Origin of the sequence: Lactococcus cremoris subsp. cremoris NBRC 100676 (genome assembly GCF_001591705.1) — a bacterium.
GTDB classification, from domain to species: domain Bacteria; phylum Bacillota; class Bacilli; order Lactobacillales; family Streptococcaceae; genus Lactococcus; species Lactococcus cremoris.
In genome coordinates, this window is the sequence record NZ_BCVK01000091.1 from 1 (window position 1) to 3737 (window position 3737).

General features: G+C 34.9%; 2 protein-coding genes and 1 pseudogene. 1 reads left to right on the plus strand and 2 read right to left on the minus strand.

The window, feature by feature from the left end; all coding sequences use genetic code 11:
* Nucleotides 1–21 precede the first annotated feature (21 nt).
* Together lysS and LLA01S_RS11635 are read right to left on the minus strand one after the other, a co-directional pair.
* Nucleotides 22–1506: a lysine--tRNA ligase gene (gene lysS / locus LLA01S_RS11630; RefSeq protein ID WP_014572032.1), complete on the minus strand. Its 1485-nt coding sequence runs from the start codon at nt 1504–1506 to the stop codon at nt 22–24.
* 197 nt (nt 1507–1703) lie between these two features.
* Nucleotides 1704–2523: pseudogene (locus tag LLA01S_RS11635) on the minus strand (LysR family transcriptional regulator).
* 163 nt (nt 2524–2686) lie between these two features.
* On the opposite strand from LLA01S_RS11635, the gene LLA01S_RS11645 reads away from it, so the two are divergent.
* A complete protein-coding gene (locus tag LLA01S_RS11645; RefSeq protein WP_080600850.1) occupies nt 2687–3682 on the plus strand; it encodes a YeiH family protein in 996 nt (331 codons plus the stop codon).
* Nucleotides 3683–3737 lie beyond the last annotated feature (55 nt).

A 3737-nucleotide genomic window follows, 5' to 3' on the forward strand; every position in this document is an offset into this window, starting at 1 on the left:
AAAAAGCGGTTTTTTTATTTATTATTTCATCGTTGGGAAAAGCAAAACGTCACGGATTGAAGTTGTGCCAGTAAAGAGCATGACTAAGCGGTCAATCCCGATACCGAGTCCACCTGTTGGTGGCATACCGTGTTCGAGTGCTTCAACGTAATCGTAATCGACACCAGTCGCTTCATCATCCCCAAGTTCTTTAGCTTTGGCTTGAGCTTCAAAACGTTCCAATTGGTCAATTGGGTCATTCAATTCGCTGAAAGCATTGGCGTATTCTTTACCGTTGATGAAAAGTTCAAAACGGTCAGTAAAACGTGGGTCTTTCTCGTTCATTTTAGCAAGTGGTGAAATTTCTTTTGGATGACCAAAAACGAAAGTAGGTTGAATCAAAGTTTCTTCAACATATTTTTCAAAGAATTCGTTAATGATGTGACCAACAGAAGTGAAATGTTTTTCAACATGAATATCATGTTCTTTTGCAAGAGCTGTTGCTTCTTCAAAAGTCATCTCAGGCCAGAAATCAACTCCAGCAACTTCCTTGATGGCATCAACCATGTGAACACGTTTGAATTTTCCACCAACATTGATTTCTTTACCATCGTATTCAAGAACATCTTGACCAACTACAGTTTTAGCAACGTGTTGGAAGATTCCTTCTGTCAAATCCATGATATCTTCAAAATCAGCATAAGCTTCATAAGATTCCATTGTTGTGAATTCAGGATTATGAGTCATATCCATTCCTTCATTACGGAAGACACGACCAAGTTCATAAACTTTTTCCATTCCACCAACAATCAAACGTTTCAAGTGCAATTCAGTTGCAATACGAAGCGCCATGTCAATATCAAGGCTATTATGGTGAGTGTAGAATGGGCGAGCAGAAGCACCACCAGCTTCGTTGTTAAGAACTGGAGTTTCAACTTCAAGATATCCACGACCATCCATATAACGACGGATTTCACTGATAATTTTTGAGCGAGTCACAAAGCGATTAAAGCTTTCTTTATTTGAAATTAAATCCAAATAACGTTTGCGATAACGTGTTTCAGTATCAGTCAAACCATGGAATTTTTCAGGCAAAGGACGAAGCGCTTTTGAGAGGAAAGTCAATTTTTTTGCTTTAATTGACAATTCACCCATATCAGTTTTCATGATTTCGCCTTCAACTCCGAGGAAGTCTCCGAGGTCAGCTTTTTTGAAAATTTCATAATTTTCTTCACCAACTTCGTCTTTACGAACGTAAAGTTGAATTTGGCCTTCGCGGTCTTGAAGATGGGCGAAACCGACTTTACCTTTACCACGTTTAGTCATCAAACGACCAGCGACAATTCCTGAAAGTGCAAGTTCATGCAACTCTTCTTTCGTCTTTTCGTCATAAGCTTCGTGTAGTTCTTGCGAGTTGTGCGTACGTGTAAATTTATGTCCAAATGGGTCAATTCCTGCATCGCGCAGGTTTCCCATTTTTTCACGGCGGACTTTCATTTGGTCATTAAGTTCTTCGATTTCAGCCAAAATAGTACTCCTTGTAATTTTTTATTCTCTCTATTTTAACATATTTTCAAAAAATTAACAGAATTTTTTTGTCAGTAAACGCTTTAAGCATAGGCTTAAACTGATTTTTTTGCTGTCATTAAAAAATACTTACAAAATTACTGACAGACCTTGAGAAATTTGTGATTACTTTTAAATAATTTTTGTCAGTGATTTTTTTAGAATTCACTTAAATTTTTAATTTGTTTAATCACAGTTTTGAGCAATTTATCTTGCTCGGCCAAGAAAGAAACACCATAAAAAATGCGGTGATAACGTTTGTCAAGACTTTGAAAAGCAATGTTTTCATTAATAAATCGTTTGGAAATTAATGACGCACCAATTCCAGCATTGAGTTGGCTGACAATCATATCATTATTATTGACGCTGACTAAGTTTTTCGGATTAAGATTATTTTCTTTAAGATAATTATGCGTATAGTGAGCCACCCCGGACCCCGCTTCACGAATAAAAAAAATATCATTTTCAGGCTTGCCAGCAAGAACGAGCTCGTCTTTAAAGAGTGGAAAAGTTTCGATGGTTTCATCCATCATCGGTTTTTCAATAATTCCAAAATGAATTTCATGATTACGAATTAAATCAAAAACCTCTTGAGAATCAAGCATCATCAGTTCAATATTAAGTTGTTCAAGTTCAGGAATTAAATTTTTGAAAATCAGAGGGAGAACAGTAGTTGCTGAACTATGAGAAGCAGCAATTTTAAAAGGTTTACGACTAGGCGTCTGATTTTTTAAAGGAAAATTGTAATTCATTCCAATCATTGAGCGTTTTTAAAGCTTTAGGATAAAGAAGATGGGCACTTTCTGTAGGAATTACTTCTTGGTGTTGCCCTCTTGAAAAGAGTTGAACCTTTAGTTCTTCCTCTAATTTTTTAATTCTAACAGTTGCGGTTGGCTGTGAAATAAAACATTGACTAGCAGCTCTGGTAAAGCTTTTGGTTTCAAACACAGCAATAAAAGTTTCGAGTAAAGCGAACATAAATCTTCCTTTAATTAATAAAAGTAATTTTAAAAATGATAATAATTTATTTTACAAAATAAAGGAGATTGTGTAAACTAATTGATGCTAGACAATTTAAAAAGGAAAAAGTAGAAAAATGTTAAAATTAAAAAATTATATTAAAAATGATAGACAGGCCATCATGAGTATTTTGCCAGGATTTCTGATCTCCTTTGCCATTGCTATAGTAAGTTATTTACTCAATCGTTTTATCTTCCATAGTTTAGGTTCAGCAACTATTGCAATATTATTAGGAATTATTTTGGGTAATGTGTACTTTAAACAAGTCACTTTGTTTGCAGGAACGGCTTGGTCAGAAAAAAAACTTCTAGAGTTTTCAGTGATGTTTTTAGGGGCAACCGTAACCTTTCAAACCATTGGTAAATTAGGGTTCTCCGGAGTAGGATTTATTCTGATACAAATGATTTCAACAATTATTTTTGTTTTATTTATGGGGAAAAAACTGGGCTTTTCTGCTAATGTCTCTGCCCTAATGGCTTCTGGGAATGCAGTTTGTGGTTCATCAGCAATTGCCGCAGTTGAACCAGTTATTGGAGCTGAGACCAGTGAGAAAAGAACATCGATTGCCATGGTCAATCTTATGGGAACTATTTTAATGCTGAGTCTTCCATTTTTAGGAACTTGGATATTTGGTAATAATGATTTATTAAGGGGCGCACTGATTGGCGGAACAGAACAATCTGTTGGACAAGTCGTTGCTTCAGCGACAATGGTAAATCCAAACACAACAACATTAGCAACCCTATTTAAAATTATGAGAATTATCATGCTTGTTTTTGTCGTTTTATATTTTGGTTTTAGAAGCAAAAAACAAACAAAGGGTGAACAAGCAACTGCTCAAATCAAAATTAAAAGAAATTCTTTTTTGCCATGGTACGTTGTTGGTTTCTTAGTGCTTTGTACTTTAGATACATTGATTCATTTTGTACCAGAAGTTTCAGCTACCGCAAAATTTCTATCAGGTTGGTGTGAAACGATTGCCTTAGCCGCTATTGGTTTGCGACTAAATTTAGTTGAATTCATAAAAGCAGGAAGAAAATTACTGATTTATGGTTCATCTATCTTAGTTTTTCAAGTAGTACTTGCAATTATTTTGATAAGTCTTTTAATCAAATAATCAGAAATCAAAGAAATAAAAAGTCACTAAATTTCTGTTTTAGTGACTTTTTTTA